We start from the raw sequence: 20508 nt of genomic DNA, 5'->3' as shown, positions 1-20508 counted from the left end.
AAAAAAATTATTATATTTTAGGAATTTAAGGAAAACTAATGAAAAAAGTACTATTTGTTGTATTAACAGCATTATTATCGACGACAGCTTACGCTAAAAAGTGCGATATTCTATTTTATCAAGATGATAAAGTTGTAATTTCTTGTAGATTGGGGGCTGAAGAGCTAGATAAGAAAAATCAGCTATTTATAGAGCGTATGTATGACAGAAGCGACGGTGTCGAAGCCAATGCAGAAAACTCGCTCTATTGGTACACAAAAGCAGCGGAAGACGGATTTGTTGAGGCGCAATATGATTTAGCATCTATGTATGACAAAGGAGACGGTACCGAAATTAATAAAGAAAAAGCGTTATATTGGTACACAAAAGCAGCGGAACACGGATTAGTTGAGGCGCAATATGGTTTATCACGCATGTATGAATTAGGAGACGGTGTCGAAGCCAATAAAGAAAAAGTGCTCTATTGGCGCACAAAAGCAGCTGAAAAAGGGCATATTTCGGCGCAATTAGAATTAGCATATATGTATGACCGAGGTGATGGTGTCGAAGTCAATAAAGAAAAAGCACTCAAATGGTACACTAAAGCTCAAGCAGAGAAAGAACTGTTTGATATAGCGCTTTATCCTTTAGCAGATATGTATTCCAAAGGTAATGGTGTCAAAGTCAATAAAGATAAAGCGCTCTATTGGTACACTCAAGCAGCGGAAAAAGGGCTTGATTATGCGCAATATCATTTAGCACGTATGTATGACAAAGGTGATGGTGTCGAAGCCAGTAAAGAAAAAGCGCTCTATTGGTATACAAAAGCAGCAAAACAAGGGCATGATTATGCGCAATTAGAGTTAGCATATATGTATGACCAAGGTGATGGTGTCGAAGTCAATAAAGAAAAAGCACGCTATTGGTACACTAAAGCTCAAGCAGATAAAGAATGGTTTGTGATAAATCAATATAATTTAGCACGTATGTATGACAAAGGTGACGGTGTCGAAATTAATATAGAAAAAGCACTATATTGGTATGAAAAAGCAGCAGATAATAGTAACGCTCAAGCAATACATCAGTTAGGCATTATGTATTATGAAGGTGATGGTGTTGAAAAAAATAGCGAGTTAGCTAAAAAGTATTTTGAACAAGCTTGCGAGCTAAAATTTAAAGAAAGTTGTGAGATCCTTCATAAAGGATTGTAATAAACATTATTCATAAATCACGCAAAAATAGAAATCTGCTAAAAGAACTGCTTTACATATTAAAGCAGTTCTTTTTTTATACCGCCTCAAAATGTCATTTATTCTGTTAACACAATTACTTTTTTGTTATAAATTGGCTCAACAGTGACACTTTGATGCGACCCAATTGGTGTGTTAACCATTTTATCAACCCCATAACCCGATACCGATAAGCGATTTAAAAGTACATTGTTAACAAGTAATAGATAGTAAACGTATTTTTGTTCTTTTCTTGCCAGCAGACAAAATAAAAAAAATTATTATATTTAAGGAATTTAAGGAAAACTAATGAAAAAAGTACTATTTGTTGTATTAACTGCATTATTATCGACGACAGCTTACGCTAATAATTGCGCTATTTATTTTGATCTAGATAATTTTGAAAAAGCTTTTGTTGCTTGTAAACAAGAGGCTGAGCAGGGAGATACCGACGCTATGATTAACTTAGCGCTTATGTATGACCAAGGCGATCCTGTCGGAATCTATCCAGAAAAATCGCTCTATTGGTTAACACAAGCAGCGGAACACGGACGTAGTCATACGCAATATTATTTAGCAGTGATGTATGACGATGGGTACTGTGTTGACGTCGATAAAGAAAAAGCGCTCTATTGGTACACTCAAGCAGCAAAACAAGGACTTGTTGAGGCGCAATATGATTTAGCACGTAAGTATGATAAAGGCGAGGGTGTCGAGGTCAATAAAGAAAAAGCGATATATTGGTTTACACAAGCAGCTGAACAAGGGTCTGATGAGGCGAAAAATTATTTAGGGCTTATTTATTACAAAGAAGACGGTGTCAAAGCCAATAAAGAAAAAGCGGTATATTGGTTCACTAAAGCAATGGATCAAGGGCTTGGTGAAGCGCAATATAATTTAGCACGTATGTATGACAAAGGTGACGGTGTCGAAGTCAATAAAGAAAAAGCGCTAGATTGGTATACTCAAGCAGCGAAAAAAGGAGTTCGTGTTGCGCAATATCATTTAGCACGTATATATGAAGCAGGAGACGGTGTCGAAGTCAATAAAGAACAAGCATTAGATTGGTTGATTCAAGCAGCGGAAGCAGGACTTGGTGATGCGCAATATGATTTAGCACGTATATATGACGAAGCGGACGGTGCCGAAGTCAATAAGGAAAAAGCGCTTTATTGGTACACTCAAATATTATATTCCGGGACTTATGAGCTGCAAAAAGAACTTGGGGTTATTTATGATGAAGGGTACGGTATCAAAAGCAATAAAGAAAAAGCGCTAGATTGGTTAATTCAAGCAGCGAAAGGCGGATTTCGTACAGCGCAATATGATTTAGCACATATGTATGATAGTGGGAAGGGCATTGAAGTCGATAAAGAAAAAGCACTCTATTGGTACACAAAAGCTGCAAAACAAGGGGATGTTATATCGCAATATAACATAGCCAATATGTGTTACAAAGGAGACGGTGTCGAACTCAATAAAGAAAAAGCGTTATATTGGTATAGTCAATCGGCTCAACAGGGGGTTAGTGAGGCACAATATAAGTTAGGATTTATGTATGGCCAAGGTGACGGCATCGAAGTTGATAAAGAAAAAGCGTTATATTGGTATACTCAAGCAGCTGAACAAGGGTTTAGTCGGGCGAAATATGATTTAGGACTTATGTATGAGCAAGGTGACGGCATCGAAGTTGATAAAGGAAAAGCGATATATTGGTATAGTCAAGCGGCTGAACATGGGTTTAGTGAGGCACAATATCATTTAGGATTTATGTATGACGCAGGTCACGGCGTTGAAGCCAATAAAGAAAAAGCGTTCTATTGGTACACCAAAGCAGCGGAAAAAGGGCTTGATTATGCGCAATATCATTTAGCACGTATGTATGACAAAGGTGATGGTGTCGAAGCCAATAAAGAAAAAGCGCACTATTGGTACACTCAAGCAGCGAAAAAAGGAAATGTTACGGCGCTCAATTTGCTCATTAAAACAGCGGAAGAAGGGAATGATACGGTACAATATGATTTAGCACGTATGTATGACGAAGGAGACGGTGTCGAAGTCAATAAACAAAAAGCGCTCTATTGGTACACAAAAGCTGCCGAACAAGGGGGTGGTGGTGCACAATATTCTTTAGCACTTATGTATGACAAAGGAGACGGAATCGAAGCCAATGAAGAAAAAGCGATATATTGGTACCTTAGAGCAGCAAAACAGGGATATAGTAGTGAAGAAGGGTATTCAGATCATTTTATAGAACAAAAGCTATCATTGGTCACCCGTTTAGCAGAACAAGGCGATAGTGATGCGCAATATTTTTTAGCATGTATGTATGGAGAAGGAGACGGCGTCAAAGTCAATAAAGAAAAAGCGCGCTATTGGTACACTAAAGCAGCGGAAGCAGGGCTTACTAGTGCGCAATATGATTTAGCTTTTATGTATAGAGCAGGAGATGATATCGAAGCCAATAAAGAAAAAGCGCTCTATTGGTATACAAAAGTAGCGGAAGCAGGATTTGTTCAAGCACAACAAGATTTAGCTTTTATGTATGAAATAGGTAGCGATGTCGAAGTTAATAAAGAAACAGCGTTTTATTGGTACACAAAAGCAGCGGAACAAGGGGGTGTTTGGGCGCAATATAAATTAGGGGTTATGTATGACGAAGGTGATGGTGTTGAAGTCAATAAAGAAAAAGCACGCTATTGGTACACAAAAGCTGCAGAACAAGGGGATGGTGGTGCACAATATTTTTTAGCACTTATGTATGACAAAGGTGACGGAATTGAAGCCAATGAAGAAAAAGCGATATATTGGTACCTTAGAGCAGCAAAAAATGGGTTTAGTAATGAGGAAGAGTATTCAGATCATTTTAAAAAACAAAAGCTATTATCGATCACCCGTTTAACAGAGCAAGGGGATATTACGGCGCAATTCCATTTAGCACGTATGTATGACAAAGGTGAAGGCGTCAAAGTCAATAAAGAAAAAGCGCTATATTGGTACACAAAATCAGCAGAACAAGGGCTTGTTCAAGCACAATATCAGTTAGCATATATGTATGACAAAGGTGACGGTGCCGAAGTCAATAAAGAAAAAGCGGCATATTGGTACAATGAAGTTGCGCAAGAAGAGCATACTGTTGCGCAATATGAGTTAGCACGTATGTATGACAAAGGTGACGGTATAAAAGTCGATAAAAACAAAGCACTATTTTGGTATAAAAAAGCAGCAGATAATGGTAACACTCAAGCAATACATCAGTTAGGCGTTATATATTATGAAGGTGATGGTATTGAAAAAAATAACAAGTTAGCTAAAAAGTATTTTGAACTAGCTTGTGAGCAAAAACTTAAAGAAAGTTGCGATATTCTTCACAAAGGAATCAAATAGACATTATTCATAAGTCAGGCAAATCAGAAATCTGTTAAAAGGACTGTTTTACATATTAAGATAGTTCTTTTTTTATACAGCCTCAAAATATCATTTATTGTGTTAACACAATCACTTTTTTGATATAAATTGGCATAACAGTGATATTTTGATAAGGCTCAATAAATTTGGTTGGCGTGTTAACCATTTTATCAACCCTATAACCCGATACCGATAAGCGATTTAAAAGTACATTGTTAACAAGTAATAGATAGTAAACGTATTTTTGTTCTTTTCTTGCCAGCAGGCAAAATAAAAAAATTATTATATTTTAGGAATTTAAGGAAAACTAATGAAAAAAGTACTATTTGTTGTATTAACTGCATTATTATCGACGACGGCTTACGCTAATAAGTGCACTACCTATCTTGAACAAAACGATTTTCATCAAGCTTTCATTGCTTGTAACACTGAGGCTGAGCAGGGAGATAAAGATGCTCAGTTTTATTTAGCACGTCTTTATGACAGTGAGTTTCGTTTCATAGGCAATAAAGAAAAAGCACTATATTGGTATACTCAAGCCGCTGAACAAGGAGTTAATAAGGCACAATATCATTTAGCCCTTCTGTTTGACAATGGGTTCAGTGTCAAAGTCAATAAAGAAAAAGCGCAATATTGGTACACGAAAGCTCAAGCAGCGGAAAAAGGGCGTGGTGATGCACAATATGATTTAGCTCGTATGTATGACAATGGGTTCAGTGTCAAAGTCAATAAAAAAAGAGCGCTATATTGGTACACAAAAGCAGCAGAACAAGGGCTCGGCAGTGCGCAATATGATTTAGCTCGTATGTATGACAATGGGTACGGTGTTGAAGTCAACAAAGAAAAAGCGATCTATTGGTTTGCAAAAGCAGCGGAACAAGGGCTTTATTATGCGCAATTAGAGTTAGCAGAGAGATATGACAAAGGTGAAGGTGTCGAAGTCAATAAAGAAAAAGCGCGCTATTGGTACACTAAAGCTGCGGAACGAGGGATTGGTGAAGCACAATATTCTTTAGCACTTATGTATGACAATGGGTACGGTGTTGAAGTCAACAAAGAAAAAGCGCTTTATTGGTACACAAAAGCAGCGGAAGAAGGATTAGTTGAAGCGCAATATTATTTAGCATGCATGTATAACAATGGAAACGGTGTTGAAATCAATAAAGAAAAAGCGCTCTATTGGTATACTAAAGCCGCTGAACAAGGGGATGTTTGGGCGCAATATAAATTAGGGGTTATGTATGACGAAGGTGATGGTGTTGAAGTCAATAAAGAAAAAGCACACTATTGGTACACAAAAGCTGCGGAACAAGAGAATAGTAGTGCACAATATAAATTAGGGGTTATGTATGACAAAGGTGACGGGATCGAAGCCAATGAAGAAAAAGCTAAATTTTGGTATATTAGAGCAATAAACCATGGATATCGTAATGAAGAAGGGTATTCAGATCATTTTATAGAGCAAGAGCTATTATTGGCTACCCGTTTAGCAGAACAAGGCGATAGTAATGCGCAATATCGTTTAGCAGAACGGTATGGAAACGGATTCGACGGTGTCAAAGTCGATAAAGAAAAAGCGCTATATTGGTATACAAAAGCAGCGGAAGCAGGGCTTCCCATTGCACAATTAGAGTTAGCACATTTGTACGACCGAGGTGAAGGTGTCGAAGTCAATAAAGAAAAAGCGCTCTATTGGTACTCCAAAGCAGCAGAACAAGAGTTTGGTGATGCGCAATATTATTTAGCATGCATGTATAACAATGGAAACGGTGTTGAAATCAATAAAGAAAAAGCGCTCTATTGGTACACTAAAGCTGCGGAACGAGGGATTGGTGAAGCACAATATTCTTTAGCACTTATGTATGACAAAGGTGACGGAGTCGAAGCCAATGAAGAAAAAGCGATATATTGGTACCTTAGAGCAGCAAAAAATGGGTTTAGTAATGAGGAAGAGTATTCAGATCATTTTAAAGAACAAAAGCTATCATTGGTCACCCGTTTAGCAGAGCAAGGGGATATTGAAGCGCAAGATTATTTAGTAGGTATGTATTATCACTCAGCAGAAGATACCGAAGTCAATAGAGAAAAAGCGCATTATTGGTACACGAAAGCCGCAAAACAAAAGCTTGCTCAAGCACAATATGAGATAGCATCTAGGTATGAAAAAGGTGATGACGGTATAAAAGTCGATAAAAACAAAGCACTATTTTGGTATAAAAAAGCAGCAGATAATGGTAACACTGAAGCAATGCATAATTTAGGCGTTATGTATTATAAAGGTGATGGTATTGAAAAAAATAGCGAGTTAGCTAAAAAGTATTTTGAACTAGCTTGTGAGCAAAAACTTAAAGAAAGTTGCGATATCCTTCACAAAGGAATGAAATAGACATTATTCATAAGTCAGGCAAATTAGAAATCTGTTAAAAGGACTGTTTTACATATTAAGATAGTTCTTTTTTTATACAGCCTCAAAATGTCATTTATTCTGTTAACACAATCACTTTTTTGATATAAATTTGCTTAACAATGACATTTTAATACGGCTCAAGATATTTGGTTGGCGTGTTAGTCATTTTATCAACTCTATAACCCGATACAGATAAGCGGTTTAAAAGTACATTGTTAACAAGTAATAGATAGTAAAAGTATTTTTGTTCTTTTCTTGCCAGCAGGCAAAATAAAAAAATTATTATATTTAAGGAATTTAAGGAAAACTAATGAAAAAAGTACTATTTGTTGTATTAACAGCATTATTATCGACGACGGCTTACGCTAATAATTGCACTACCTATTTCGAACAAAACGATTTTGATAAAGCTTTAATTGAGGCTGAGCGGGGAGATAGGGATGCTCAGTTGTACTTAGCAGTTATATATGCCGAAGGTGAAATTGTCGAAGCCGATAAAGGAAAATCGTTATATTGGTATACTAAAGCCGCTGAGCAAGGAGATAAGGAGGCTCAATTTTACTTAGGATTTCTGTATGGCTCTGGTGAGGGAGTCGACGTCAATAAAGAAAAAGCGTTCTATTGGTATACTAAAGCCGCTGAACAAGGATTTAGTACAGCGCAAAATAATTTAGGGGTAATGTATAATGAAGGTGAGGGTGTTGAAGAAAGTAAAGAAAAAGCACTCTATTGGTATACTAAAGCCGCAGAACAAGGGGGGCGTGAGGCGCAATATAATTTAGGGTTTATGTATGACTCTGGTGAGGGAGTCGACGTCAATAAAGAAAAAGCGTTCTATTGGTATACTAAAGCCGCTGAACAAGGTCTTGGTGACGCACAACATAGTTTAGGGGTTATGTATGACAAAGGTGATGGTGTCAAAGTCGATAAAGAAAAAGCACTATTTTGGTATAAAAAAGCAGCAGATAGTGGTTACACTGAAGCAATGCATAAATTAGGCGTTATATATTATGAAGGCGATGGTATTGAAAAAAATAGCAAGTTAGCTAAAAAGTATTTTGAACTAGCTTGTGACCGAAAATTTAAAGAAAGTTGCGATATCCTTCTTAAAGGAACCAAATAGACATTATTCATAAGTCACGCAAATCAGAAATCTGTTAAAAGGACTGTCTTACATATTAAGTCAGTTCTTTTTTTATACAGACTCAAAATATCATTTATTCTGTTAACACAATTACTTTTTTGATATAAATTAGCTTAACAATGACATTTTAATACGGCTCAAGATATTTGGTTGGCGTGTTAGTCATTTTATCAACTCCATAACCCGATATCGATAAGCGGTTTAAAAGTACATTGTTAACGAGTAATAGATAGTAAACGTATTTTTGTTCTTTTCTTGCCTGCAGGCAAAATAAAAAAATTATTATTATTTTTAGGAATTTAAGGAAAACTAATGAAAAAAGTACTATTTGTTGTATTAACAGCATTATTATCGACGACAGCTTACGCTAATAATTGCGCGACCTATTTCGAACAAAAAGCTTTTGATAAAGCTTTTATTGCTTGTAACACTGAGGCTGAGCAGGGAGATAAAGATGCTCAGTTTAATTTAGCATTTATGTATTACAACGGCGACGGCGTCGAAGAAAATACTGAAAAAGCACTAAATTGGCTTACTCAGGCAGCGAAACAAGGGGTTTCTGTTGCGCAATATGGTTTATCACGCATGTATGAAGAAGGTGAGGGAGTCGAAGTCGATAAAGAACAAGCGCTCTATTGGCTTATTCAAGCAGCGGAAGCCGGATCTGTTCAAGCGCAATATGATTTATCCAGAAGGTTTGAACGTGAAAAATGGCGCACTAAAGCAGCAGAGCAAGGATTTGCTATTGCGCAATATGAATTAGGGCGGTCGTTCAATTTCGATAAAAATAGAGAAAAAGCGCTCTATTGGTACACTAAAGCGGCTGAACAAGGGTTTGTTTATGCGCAGCACTATGGTTTAGCCTGGATGTATGATCATGAAGGAAATAAAGAAAAAGCGCTATATTGGTATACAAAAGCTGCGGAACAAGGGGAGGGTTCGGCGCAATTAGAGTTAGCAGAGAGATATGACAAAGGTGACGGTGTTGAAGTCAATAAAGAGAAAGCAGTATATTGGTACACAAAAGCAGCAAAAAAAGGATTTGTTGACGCCCAATATTATTTAGCAGTTTTGAATAATGAAAGTGACGATGTCATAGCAGAGCTAATAAAAAGGGGACATAGAAAAATCACTGGACCGGAATATGAAATTGCTCAAGCGCAATATCGTTTAGCAGAACTGTATGACAAAGGTGACGGTCTCGAAGTTAATAAAGATAAAACGGTATATTGGCTCAGTAAAGCAATGAAAAAAGAGCTTGGTAATGCACAAGATACTTTAGCACGTATGTATGACCAAGGTGACGGTATCGAAGTCGATAAAGAAAAAGCACTATTTTGGTATAAAAAATCAATAGATAATGGTAACACTGAAGCAATGCATAATTTAGGCGTTATGTATTATAAAGGTGATGGTATTGAAAAAAATAGCGAGTTAGCTAAAAAGTATTTTGAACTAGCTTGTGAGCAAAAACTTAAAAAAAGTTGCGATATTCTTCACAAAGGAATCAAATAAACATTATTCATAAGTCAGGCAAACTTGAAACCTGTTTAAAGAACTGTCTTATATATTAAGGCAGTTCTTTTAATAAAGATAAATTTAAGAAGCTCTATTCTGTTATCACAATTGCTTTTTTAATATAAATTGGATCAACAGGGACATTTTGATGTGGACCAACGCGTTTGGTCGGGGTGTTAACAATTTTATCAACTACATCCATGCCTTTAGTGACCTTGCCAAATACAGCATAACCATATTTTTCCGGCGATTGATAGTTTAAAAAGTCATTGTTTTCAACATTAATAAAAAATTGGCTGGTTGCGCTATCAACGGCATTAGTTCTTGCCATTGCAATAGTACCACGATCGTTTTTCAAACCGTTTTCAGCTTCATTTTTTATCGGTGCATTACCATTTTTGAATTTTAATTGATCATCTGCCCCCCCGCCTTGAATCATAAAATGAGGAATGACTCGATGAAAAGTTAAATTTTCATAAAAACCACTGTTGACATAATCAAGAAAGTTTTTAGTGGTAATCGGCGCATGTTCGCTATCTAATTCTATTTCAATGTCACCCATGCTGGTTTGTAGTAAAACTTTGGTATCCGCATAACTAAAGGCAGAAAAAAAAGTTATTAGCAATGATATTAATAACACTTTGATTTTATTCATATGTTAATTCCTTAATCCAATATTGTCGGCTGATTATACCGAATATTAGATTATTTGAAATAACAAATTAGAAAAATTAGAAAAAATTTTGTATAGCATCTTCCAGTTTTATTTATTGAAATCTCTAAATTATTTTTTAACGTTATGATGAAACTGTTTTTAGTTTTTGATATAAAAACGCTGTTTGCTCGTTTTTACTAAAACGTATATATTTTCTGAAAGTTTTTGACAAGCATTTTAAGGTTGAGGTAAAACGTTTTGGCTTTAGCCAATAAGGCGATTTTAAAAAATCATAATAACCAGACATTTTTATACTGAAACGTATATGTTTTCTGAAAGTTTTTGACAAGTATTTTCAAGCTGCGGTAAAACGTTTTGGCTTTAGCCAATAAGGCGATTTTAGAAAATCATAATAAGCAGATATGTTTATACTAAAACGTATATATTTTCTGAAAGTTTTTGACAGACAATGACAGGTGGTTTTTATGCGTTGTGTCTTGTGTAATATGCCTTTATTTTTGCCTTTGCATGGTATTTGTAGTCAATGTTTAAAAAATTTACCTAAATTAAATAAAGTCTGCCCCCAATGCGCTTTACCCCATTCACTACCGACGGCCATATGCTATCGTTGTCGGGATAATACACCTTATTGGGATGAGCTAATTGCGGTAACAGAATATATCGATCCGTTAAAAAAATTGATACATCGTTTAAAGTTTTATCATCAAATTGAATTAAATCAGGCGTTAGCAAGATTGATGTTGTTAGCATGGTATCAAAGACGATTAAATAGTGGTTTGGCTAAACCGGACATCGTTACCTGTGTGCCACTGCATCATATTCGGTACTGGTATCGTGGATTTAATCAAGCGCAATTATTGGCTAAACCCATAGCAAAATGGTTAAGTTGTTATTTTGATCCAGCTCTGTTATCACGTCATCAGTTTGCTCACGATCAAAAAGGTTTATCGCTTAAGCAACGACAAAATAATGTGCAAACGCTTTTTACTTGCCGGCCTAGTGTGAGTAATAAATCGATTTTACTTATTGATGATATTGTTACAACAGGTAATACGATTAACGCTATTAGCCAACAATTAAAAAACAGTGGTGCAGCTAAAATTCAAGTGTTGTGTTTGTGTCGTACGATCTTGTAAAATCGAAAACAAGCCCTATAATAACCAAGAAAGTTAGTCAACTATTATGATAAATGGTGCATACGATAGTCGTACGTACAATTGCACCAAAGTGAGGGGTTATGTCAATTATCACTATTTCTGAATCAGCACAACAGCACTTTAAAAAACTGCTTGCCAATCAACCGGAAGGAACGCAAATTCGTGTATTTGTTATCAATCCTGGCACGCCTTCTGCGGAGTGTGGTGTATCATATTGTCCAGCTGATACGATTGAAGATAACGATATTGAAGAAAAGCAAACGGGTTTTTCGGTTTATATTGATGAGCTCAGTGCCCCTTTTTTAGAAGAGACCGTCATTGATTATGTGACCGATGAACTCGGCGCTCAACTCACCTTAAAAGCCCCTAATTCGAAAATGAAAAAAGTGGCAGATGACGCCCCGTTAATTGAACGGGTGAATTATGTGATTCAAGCACAAGTTAATCCTCAGCTAGCTAGTCATGGTGGGCATGTAAGTTTAGTTGAGTTAACCGAAGATAATTATGCCATATTACAATTTGGCGGTGGTTGTAACGGTTGTTCTATGGTTGATTACACCTTAAAAGAAGGGATTGAAAAACAGCTATTAGCTCAATTTCCCGAATTGGCTGGGGTAAAAGATATTACTGAACATCACGCCGGAAGTCATTCTTATTGTTAAAAAATTTTTGATTTAAACCTTGCTTATTGCTGGGATTAAGTCATAATCGGGTGATGTGTGTCAATTCATTTTATGATGGGGTTATATGAATCAAGTTAGTATTATTTCAGATCTTATCGTTTGGATTGAAAAAAATCTGGAGCAACCGTTATCAATTGATCACGTTGCGCAAAAATCAGGTTATTCAAAATGGCATTTACAACGTATGTTTAAAGAGGTAACAGGTCAAGTGCTTGGTACTTACATACGTCACCGTCGGCTTACTTACGCTGCGCTCTCTTTACGTATGACCAGTAAGCCTATTTTAGATATTGCAATGCAGTATCGCTTTGATTCACAACAAACCTTTACCCGTTCTTTTAAAAAGCAATTTAACGAAACACCGGCAAGTTATCGACGTGGTGAATATTGGGATCCAATTGGTTTAACGCCGGCAATTGAGTTAAACAAAGATCAATTAACCCTACCCGAACCGAAATTTGTTAATATGCCTAAGCAGACATTTTGGGGAATTAGCTACAAAAATAACTGTAATTTGAGTCAATTATTAGATGAAGAGAACAAGTTACGAGCGCAGTTCTTCCATAATTATTTATCTCGTTATTCTCATAAAAAAGAGAATTTACCGGATAAAATTTATGCTTTTAGTCGTATTTTAAAAAGCAAAGATAATGCTAATGAGCAAGAGCTACTTTATACCATTGCTTTAGAACATAATAATAATCTTGAGCATATCGAACAAATTGTTAGCGAAGGTGGTTTGTATCTGTGCTTTAAATATATCGGGGCGCCGGAAAACTTTAGTGATTTTATTTCACAAGTTCATTTAGCGGCAATGCCTGCTTTAAAAGTTCGCTTACGTAGTTCAAGTTGTATAATCGAAATTCACCATAATCATCATGATGATAGTGTTCACTCACTAAAGGATATTAAAAGCATGGAGTGTGATTATTGTGTGCCTGTTGTGACCGAGAACGAAGTAAATATCCAACAAAATTTATAACGCCAATTTTGCTGTAGAGCAACCGTGACCGGGTGCTTTTAACTGTCTGATTTTAATAAAATATTCTCAAGCCAGGTTTTAAACTCTGGTGTTGCCTCTTTCAGGCTATTTGAGCCTCGGGTCACTGTTGCAATGCCGATTTTTAATTGTTCTTTTAATTGACGCTGATTAATTGAGCCGTCAAGTAGCGAACGAACTATTTTAACGCGTGTGATGAGCGCATCACGCTCATCAGCAGTCATTAATAATTTCAATATATCAATTGAGTAACCGTCATTAAATGCTTGGTGTAATATTTCAACTGTCTGTTTCCATTCTTTAGTTTTCATTGTGTTCACCATTAATAGTGTTTACTAAATTCATTTTCCGTTAAGATTTTACTCTTTTTCTGACCTAAAATTGTTTGGTAAATATAATCATAAACTAGTATATTTTTGACATAATTCCGGGTTTCGGTAAAAGGTATACTATCGATAAAGGCGACTGCATCGAGTTTTCCGCCACTTTTACTTAACCATTTTTTAACCCGACTAGGTCCTGCATTGTAAGCAGCAGAAGCTAAAATGCGATTTCTGTCATTTTGCTCATATACTTTATTTAAAAAGTAACTACCTAATAAAACGTTGGTTTGTGGTTCAAATAATTGAGATTGCGAGTAATAAGTCACTGAACTAACTTTTGCCGCAGTCTCCTTAGCAGTGGCTGGCATCAACTGCATTAAACCACTCGCCCCGGCAGGCGATTGAATTGCTGTGTTAAAAGCGCTTTCCTGACGAGTGATAGCTAAAGCATAAGATAACGGAATGGTTTTATCTTTTAAGGCATCTTTATACAGCCCTAAGTACATTATCGGTAAGCGTTCAGTCCAATTATCCCATAGTTTACCGGAAATTGTGGCTAAAATACTTAAATCGCCCCAACCTTTCTGATGAGCATATATGGCTAGATCTAAATAGGCTTTCGCTTGAGTCTCATTTTTTAAGACCGCACGCCATTCGGCAACCGACTCGGACATCATACCTAATAATCTTAACTCTTTTATTCTTTTTACCGCAAGTTGATTGTCGTATTTGCTGTTAAGTGTATTGATTTGAGCAGATGACGGGGTTTTCGATTGATTATTAACAATATAAGGTTTTTTGAGCGTTTGAGCACTTATCATGCCGTAAAAACCACGATTAGTCTTCAATTTTTCTAAAATTTCATGGGCTTGTTTGGTCTCTTTCTTATCTAATAGCACACGCGCTTGCCAATATTGCCAGTCCTCTTTTAATTGATCTTCAGGCGTAAGTTGTGTTAACCAATAGGCTAAATCTTTATAGTTGTTGTCATCGATTGCCTTACGAATGCGTTTTTCAACTAAGGTAGTATCATGACTTTGGGCAATATAATCATCTCGCCATTTTATTTGTTCATCGGTTGCAAGATCACTGAAATAACTATTAGCCAGACTTTTTCGTAGCAGGTTTTGCTCGGTTTGAGACAGTTTTTGCTTTTCAATTAATTGTGGCAATAAAGTCGCCGCTACATTCATATCGGCTTTAGCTAACCGTGGAAAAGTTGCCATAACAATTTTTTTAGTAAACGGACTGGCGCCAATATTTTTAGAAAAGTCTTCTATTTTTCGAGGATTTTCTAATAGGGCTAATAAATGCGTTTTCGTGGTTTGATAATTTGCATCTAATTGGTTGGCTAAATAACGTGCCAACTTAAGGTTGTTTGCTTCAAACGCAAGTTCGACACGTAATAAGATCATATTTGCGGTGCGTTTTCCACTTTTAGACCAGGCATCAAGTAGCGGATCGCAGGCGGAAGGAAGCTCTTTGCCTGTCTTCCATAATGATTCGACCGAATCGAGGACGTCTTGTTTATTGTTTAGTTGTAATAATGCATATTGATTTCGGCAAAAGGACGAAGTTGAATCATCTTTGGGAAACGAGATAATCGCTGACCAATCTTTTCGATTGGTTAATTCGGTTAGATATGTTTGAGTGAGCGAAGATGTTAATGGAAAGTTTGGATATTGACGGACAAAATTACTGACTAAATCAGGGCTAACCGTTTTACGATTAAGTTGAAAAAACTGTGCGGCTGCATAAGGGTATAATGGATAGTCTGTTAGTGTATTGAGCAGTTTGAATTGTTCATCATAACTCAGTGTTTGATAGGTATTTTGCCATTTTTTGAAGCTTTCTCTTAACGTAATTTGAGTATTATTTGCCCATACATTATTTGTCACTAATAAACTAACGATCAAGAAACATCGAAATACAAAACTCATTTTCTAACCCCTGCATCAAATTGGAGTGCTAGATTAGCATATTTTGTTATCAATCGTCGATGAAAGAAGCGATAGATTAATTCCCACTAAAATAGTCAACTAAATACTTGACTAAAATTAAAGGAAATATAAAATATTCACATTACACACAGGGGAATGATTAATGAAATTGACATCAAAAGGGCGATATGCGGTAACCGCAATGTTAGATGTGGCATTGCATTCACAATCAGGCCCTGTATCACTCGCTGATATTTCAGAACGTCAGGAAATATCACTATCTTATCTTGAACAACTATTTTCTCGTTTACGTAAAAATGGCTTAGTAACCAGTGTTCGTGGTCCGGGTGGCGGTTACGTTCTCAGCCGTAGTATGGATCAAATCGCCATAAGCTCAATTGTCAAAGCCGTAAATGAAACCGTTCATGCAACAAAATGTCATGGTCAAGATGGGTGTCAAGGCGGTGTAAGATGTTTAACCCACTCTTTATGGAATGACTTAAGCGAGCGCATTGAAGAGTTTTTAACCAGTATCACGCTAAGTGAACTAGTCAACAATAAAGAAGTTAAAGCAGTAGCGAATCGACAAAGTCATATCCAACACGTCACAATTAGTTAAGAACTATTATACAGATATACAGAATTTGTTTTTTGGGAGCAGTTAATGAAATTACCTATTTATATGGATTACGCAGCAACAACGCCTGTTGATCCTAGAGTTGCTGACAAAATGATGCAATATTTAACCTTAGATGGTATTTTTGGTAATCCGGCATCTCGTTCACATAAATTTGGTTGGCAAGCCGAAGAAGCGGTTGATATTGCCCGTAACCAAATTGCCGATCTTATTGGCGCTGATTCACGGGAAATTGTTTTTACCTCTGGGGCAACTGAGGCTGATAATCTGGCTATCAAAGGCGCAGCGCATTTTAATAAAGCCAAAGGTAAACACATCATAACTTGTAAAACTGAACATAAAGCCGTACTTGATACTTGCCGTCAACTTGAGCGAGAAGGGTATGAAGTGACTTATTTAGCCCCGGAATCTGACGGCATACTTGATCTTAATAAGCTTGCACAGGCGATGCGTAGCGATACGACCGTTGTCTCGATTATGCATGTCAATAATGAAACCGGCGTGATACAAGATATTGAAAAAATCGGTGAAATGTGCCGTGAAAGAGGCATTGTTTTTCATGTTGATGCCACTCAAGCTGTGGGTAAATTACCGATTGATGTATCGAAATTAAAAGTCGATTTAATGTCATTTTCCGGTCATAAAATCTATGGACCAAAAGGCATCGGTGGGCTTTATGTACGACGTAAACCACGGGTACGCATTGAAGCACAAATGCACGGTGGTGGGCATGAGCGTGGTATGCGTTCGGGTACATTACCTGTACATCAAATTGTTGGCATGGGCGAAGCCTACCGTATTGCCAAAGAGGAAATGGCAACTGAAATGCCACGATTATTAGCCCTAAAAAATCGGTTATGGAATGGTTTAAAAGATATTGAAGAAGTGTACTTAAATGGCTCTTTAGAGCATAGCGCACCAAATATCTTAAATGTTAGCTTTGCTTATATTGAGGGCGAATCATTAATGATGGCATTAAAAGATTTAGCAGTGTCTTCCGGCTCTGCCTGTACATCGGCAAGCTTAGAGCCTTCTTATGTACTGCGAGCATTAGGACTTAATGATGAGCTTGCCCATAGCTCGATTCGTTTTTCATTAGGACGATTTAGTACAGAAGAAGAAGTTGATTATGTCATTAAATTGATTAAAGACTCTATCGATAAGTTAAGGGATCTCTCCCCACTTTGGGAAATGTTTAAAGATGGTGTTGATTTAACGACAATCAAATGGTCAGCCCATTAAAATTAGGAGTAAATTATGGCATATAGCGAAAAAGTCGTTGATCATTATGAAAACCCTCGTAATGTGGGTTCATTCGATCAAAATGATCCTAATGTTGGTAGTGGTATGGTCGGTGCGCCAGCATGTGGTGATGTAATGCGATTACAAATCAAAGTTAACGATGAAGGCATTATTGAAGATGCTAAATTTAAAACCTATGGTTGTGGTAGTGCAATTGCTTCGAGCTCTTTAGTGACCGAATGGATCAAAGGTAAATCGCTCGATGAAGCGCAAGCGATTAAAAATACCGATATTGCCAAAGAGCTGGCATTGCCCCCGGTTAAAATTCACTGTTCAATTTTAGCCGAAGATGCAATTAAAGCAGCAATTGATGACTATAAAACTAAAAAAGGACAACGTTAATGGCAATTACATTAACTACTCGCGCAGCCAATCGAGTTCAAGCGTTTTTAGCTAATCGCGGAAAAGGCGTTGGGCTCAGACTTGGCATTAAAACATCAGGTTGTTCGGGTATGGCTTATGTTTTAGAGTTTGCCGATACAATTAATGATGATGATAGCGTTTTTGAAGATAAAGATGTAAAAGTCATCGTCGATAAAAAAAGTTTAGTTTACATTGACGGCACCGAACTTGATTTTGTCAAAGAAGGCTTAAACGAAGGCTTTAAATTTAATAATCCTAATGCGCATAACGAATGTGGTTGTGGCGAAAGCTTTAATGTTTAATTGGAGCGATGATTGTGGATAACTATTTTGAGCTGTTTCAATTGCCGATAAGTTTGCCTGTCGATATGGCGCATTTAACTGCGCACTATCAGCAGCTTCAAAGACAGTATCATCCGGATAATTTTGCTAATGCAACTGATAGCGAAAAAGTGGCAATTATTCAAAAATCGGCAATGATTAATGATGCTTATCAAACCCTTAAAGATCCAATTAAAGCGGCGCAATATCTGCTGTCTTTACAAGGATTCGATGTGGAAACAGAGCAAAATATTATTCATGATGCTGACTTTTTAATGGAACAATTCACCTTGCGTGAACAGCTTGATGAGATCGAACAGCAGGCGAACTTTGCCCTTTTGGATGATTTTGATGCGCAAATATCAGAGCGAAAGCGAGCGGTCTACCAGCAACTATTGCAACATATAGCAAAGCAAGATTGGCAATTAGCGCTGAATCAAATCTATAAAATCCGTTATCTAGCTAGATTGATTGAACACATCGAAAAGTTACAAGAAAAACAATTTCCTTTATAATTTAAGATAAGTCACACATCAATTAGAGATAGATTAAATGGTTTTATTACAGATCAGTGAACCGGGACAAACCCCAGAACCTCATCAGCGCCGCCTTGCTGTCGGCATCGATCTTGGTACAACAAATTCATTAGTGGCAACGGTGCGTAGTGGCAAATCAGAAGTACTGCCCGATCTAGAGGGTGAGGCATTACTTCCTTCGGTTGTTCATTATGGCCTTGATCATGATGATAATATGATTATTACTGTCGGTAAAAATGCCAAAACTAGTGCGACCAGTGATCCGCAAAATACCGTCAGTTCAGTAAAACGGCTAATGGGGCGAAGCGAAGCTGATATTGATGTCTCGCATTTTCCCTATTCCTTTTCATTTACTGAAAATGGCGTGCCTTTATTAAATTTACCCAATATTAAAGTCAATCCAATTCAAGTATCAGCAGAAATTTTAGTTGCGCTGGCTGAGCGAGCTAAGCAGAGCTTACAAGGTGAAATAGACGGTGCGGTCATTACCGTTCCAGCCTACTTTGATGATGCCCAACGACAAGCAACCAAAGATGCGGCTAAACTAGCCGGTTTGCATGTTCTCCGTCTATTAAATGAGCCAACTGCCGCTGCCATTGCTTATGGTTTGGATTCGGGCAAAGAAGGCGTAATTGCGGTTTATGATTTAGGTGGCGGTACGTTTGATATCTCTATTCTTCGACTACATAAAGGGGTGTTTGAAGTACTGGCTACCGGTGGCGATTCAGCCCTCGGCGGGGATGATTTTGATCGGTTAGTGGCGAATTACATCAAAACGCAGTTAGGTATAGATTCTGCTGATGATCATCGCTTAAACCAACAAATTCTTAATCAAGCTGTCGAAGCTAAGATAGCCTTAAGCCAGCAAGATAGTGTGGAATGTCAGATTAATAATCAAACATTAACCATTACCCGAACGCAGTTTGAACAACTCATTGAGCCATTAGTCAAGCGAACTTTAGCCGTTTGTCGACGAGCGTTGAAAGATGCCAATATCGATGCCGATGAGGTGTCAGAAGTGGTGATGGTTGGTGGGTCAACTCGTGTGCCATTAGTCCGTCAACTCGTTGCTAACTATTTTAGGACTGAGCCATTAACCTCAATCGATCCAGATCAGGTGGTGGCAATCGGTGCTGCCATTCAAGCTGATATCTTAGTTGGCAATAAGCCAGATTCTGATATGTTATTGCTTGATGTCATTCCACTGTCTTTAGGGATCGAAACCATGGGGCAGTTGGTTGAAAAAATCATTCCTCGTAATAGCACGATACCTTGCGCACGTGCTCAAGAGTTTACCACTTTTAAAGATGGGCAAACGGCGATGATGATTCATGTGCTACAAGGGGAACGGGAAACGGTTGCCGATTGCCGTTCGCTAGCACAGTTTACGCTACGTGGGATTCCGCCAATGCCAGCTGGGGGCGCGCATATACGTGTGACGTTTCAAGTTGATGCTGACGGTTTATTAAGCGTCAGCGCCATGGAAAAATCAACCGGGGTTGAAGCAGCCATTCAAGTCAAGCCTTCTTACGGTTTAACCGATAATGAAATTGCTAACATGATTCAAGATTCAATTAGTCATGCCCAAGAAGATAAACAAGCTAGAATGCTTGCTGAACAAAAAGTTGAAGCAGCAAGAGTGCTGGAAACACTACAAAGCGCTTTAGATAAAGATGCTGATTTATTAAGCCAAGCGGAACTGGAACAAATTTTAGCCGCTAAACATCAATTACAACTCGCCAGTGAATCTGACGATCGTTACCGCATTCAAGCGCAAATTAAAATTGTTGATAGTGTTACGCAAAACTTTGCGGCTAAACGTATGGACAGATCAATCCGTCATGCATTAACCGGTCACAATGTTAATGATATTTAACTAACGAGAT

General features: G+C 37.4%; 17 protein-coding genes. 14 read left to right on the top strand and 3 right to left on the bottom strand.

Translation table 11 applies throughout. The features are described 5' to 3' along the window. The first annotated feature begins 38 nt into the window (after window positions 1–38). From J3U42_RS08420 to J3U42_RS08400, 5 genes are all read left to right on the top strand, one after another. On the top strand, window positions 39–1190 hold the full coding sequence (locus J3U42_RS08420; RefSeq protein WP_267336192.1) for an SEL1-like repeat protein: 1152 nt from the start codon (window positions 39–41) through the stop codon (window positions 1188–1190). 327 nt (window positions 1191–1517) lie between these two features. Next, window positions 1518–4595 carry an SEL1-like repeat protein gene (locus J3U42_RS08415; protein ID WP_267336191.1) on the top strand — a complete coding sequence of 1026 codons (3078 nt, stop codon included), beginning with the start codon at window positions 1518–1520 and terminating at the stop codon, window positions 4593–4595. A 331-nt stretch (window positions 4596–4926) separates the two neighbouring features. Then, window positions 4927–7002 carry an SEL1-like repeat protein gene (locus J3U42_RS08410; protein ID WP_267336190.1) on the top strand — a complete coding sequence of 692 codons (2076 nt, stop codon included), beginning with the start codon at window positions 4927–4929 and terminating at the stop codon, window positions 7000–7002. A gap of 331 nt (window positions 7003–7333) precedes the next feature. After that, window positions 7334–8146, top strand: a complete 813-nt coding sequence (locus tag J3U42_RS08405; RefSeq protein ID WP_267336189.1) for a tetratricopeptide repeat protein — start codon at window positions 7334–7336, stop codon at window positions 8144–8146. 333 nt (window positions 8147–8479) lie between these two features. Then, window positions 8480–9682 carry a tetratricopeptide repeat protein gene (locus J3U42_RS08400; RefSeq protein ID WP_267336188.1) on the top strand — a complete coding sequence of 401 codons (1203 nt, stop codon included), beginning with the start codon at window positions 8480–8482 and terminating at the stop codon, window positions 9680–9682. 94 nt (window positions 9683–9776) lie between these two features. Here the strand turns inward: J3U42_RS08400 and J3U42_RS08395 are convergent, their stop codons facing one another. Next, window positions 9777–10340 (bottom strand): peptidylprolyl isomerase, encoded by a 564-nt coding sequence (locus tag J3U42_RS08395; RefSeq protein ID WP_220218623.1) that lies wholly within the window; start codon window positions 10338–10340, stop codon window positions 9777–9779. Between the two features lie 485 nt (window positions 10341–10825). Here J3U42_RS08395 and J3U42_RS08390 point away from each other — a divergent pair, with 485 nt between their 5' ends. The 3 genes from J3U42_RS08390 to robA all read left to right on the top strand — a co-directional run bounded on the left by J3U42_RS08390 (window position 10826) and on the right by robA (window position 13183). Next, window positions 10826–11497 carry a phosphoribosyltransferase family protein gene (locus tag J3U42_RS08390; RefSeq protein WP_267336187.1) on the top strand — a complete coding sequence of 224 codons (672 nt, stop codon included), beginning with the start codon at window positions 10826–10828 and terminating at the stop codon, window positions 11495–11497. Between the two features lie 101 nt (window positions 11498–11598). After that, entirely contained in the window at window positions 11599–12180 is a 582-nt protein-coding gene (nfuA, locus tag J3U42_RS08385; protein WP_267329599.1) for a Fe-S biogenesis protein NfuA, read from the top strand. An 85-nt stretch (window positions 12181–12265) separates the two neighbouring features. Further along, entirely contained in the window at window positions 12266–13183 is a 918-nt protein-coding gene (gene robA / locus J3U42_RS08380) for an MDR efflux pump AcrAB transcriptional activator RobA (RefSeq protein WP_220218625.1), read from the top strand. Window positions 13184–13221: 38 nt separating this feature from the next. On the opposite strand, the gene trpR is transcribed toward robA, so the two are convergent. Both trpR and sltY read right to left on the bottom strand, forming a co-directional pair. Further along, window positions 13222–13512 (bottom strand): trp operon repressor, encoded by a 291-nt coding sequence (trpR, locus tag J3U42_RS08375; RefSeq protein ID WP_267336186.1) that lies wholly within the window; start codon window positions 13510–13512, stop codon window positions 13222–13224. A gap of 11 nt (window positions 13513–13523) precedes the next feature. After that, complete coding sequence (gene sltY / locus J3U42_RS08370; protein ID WP_267336185.1) at window positions 13524–15464, bottom strand: murein transglycosylase; 1941 nt, start codon at window positions 15462–15464, stop codon at window positions 13524–13526. Window positions 15465–15627: 163 nt separating this feature from the next. Here sltY and iscR point away from each other — a divergent pair, with 163 nt between their 5' ends. The 6 genes from iscR to hscA are packed head-to-tail and all read left to right on the top strand — an operon-like array spanning window position 15628 to window position 20498. After that, window positions 15628–16083, top strand: coding sequence for a Fe-S cluster assembly transcriptional regulator IscR (gene iscR / locus J3U42_RS08365; RefSeq protein WP_220218628.1), 456 nt, complete (start codon window positions 15628–15630; stop codon window positions 16081–16083). 45 nt (window positions 16084–16128) lie between these two features. Then, a complete protein-coding gene (locus J3U42_RS08360; RefSeq protein WP_220218629.1) occupies window positions 16129–17343 on the top strand; it encodes an IscS subfamily cysteine desulfurase in 1215 nt (404 codons plus the stop codon). Window positions 17344–17358: 15 nt separating this feature from the next. After that, window positions 17359–17745, top strand: a complete 387-nt coding sequence (iscU, locus tag J3U42_RS08355; protein ID WP_220218630.1) for a Fe-S cluster assembly scaffold IscU — start codon at window positions 17359–17361, stop codon at window positions 17743–17745. Then, a complete protein-coding gene (gene iscA, locus J3U42_RS08350) occupies window positions 17745–18068 on the top strand; it encodes an iron-sulfur cluster assembly protein IscA (RefSeq protein WP_220218631.1) in 324 nt (107 codons plus the stop codon). The genes iscU and iscA overlap by 1 nt, the downstream gene beginning before the upstream one ends. A gap of 14 nt (window positions 18069–18082) precedes the next feature. Next, entirely contained in the window at window positions 18083–18601 is a 519-nt protein-coding gene (hscB, locus tag J3U42_RS08345) for a Fe-S protein assembly co-chaperone HscB (protein ID WP_267329602.1), read from the top strand. A 37-nt stretch (window positions 18602–18638) separates the two neighbouring features. Continuing rightward, window positions 18639–20498: a Fe-S protein assembly chaperone HscA gene (hscA, locus tag J3U42_RS08340; RefSeq protein ID WP_267336184.1), complete on the top strand. Its 1860-nt coding sequence runs from the start codon at window positions 18639–18641 to the stop codon at window positions 20496–20498. Window positions 20499–20508: the final 10 nt, after the last annotated feature.

It is taken from the genome of Gilliamella sp. B2923 (assembly GCF_026536565.1).
GTDB lineage: Bacteria > Pseudomonadota > Gammaproteobacteria > Enterobacterales > Orbaceae > Gilliamella.
The sequence above is the reverse complement of the archived record's forward strand: the minus strand, read 5'-3'. Positions and strand labels throughout refer to the sequence as shown.